This window comes from Salinimicrobium oceani (assembly GCF_012037645.1).
On the sequence record NZ_JAAVJR010000528.1, the window covers coordinates 1 to 478 of the forward strand.

1 protein-coding gene is annotated in these 478 nt (G+C 46.4%); it reads right to left on the reverse strand.

Annotation, left to right across the window (positions count from 1 at the left end; all coding sequences use genetic code 11):
• Nucleotides 1-478, reverse strand: a 478-nt coding sequence (locus HC175_RS18070; RefSeq protein ID WP_168139642.1) for a murein hydrolase activator EnvC family protein, incomplete at both ends; no start/stop codon positions are given.

Below are 478 nucleotides of genomic sequence, written 5' to 3' on the forward strand. Positions count from 1 at the left end.
GCTTCTGGTTGTTCTTGTACATCACGAAGTACAAGGTTGTTCTGCCATCGGTCTTATTGATGGCTACGGTTCCCAGTTCCTCACCTAAAGCTACTTCCTGTCCTTTTCTAACATCTACAGAAGCCAAATGGTTGTAAATGGTGATATAGTCTCCATGACGCACCATTACCATAAGGCTGGAGCCTTTTACTGCAATGATCTCACTTACCGTACCTCCAAACACTGCCCGCGCTTTAGAACCCGGATCTGTCGCTATTCGTACTCCGTTACTGTTCATGGTGGCGGTTTTAACGATAGGGTGAGGTTGAGTACCGAACCTTAGAACAACAGTTCCCGTTCTTACCGGCCACGGTAATTTTCCTTTATTCTTTTCAAAGTCGGCGGCAAGGGCTGCGGCTTCAGGAGTAAGTTTAAAGACACTTCGGGAGGTGGAACCTTCGGCTTTGTTATTGGCTGCAATAGCTTCAGCAATAATACT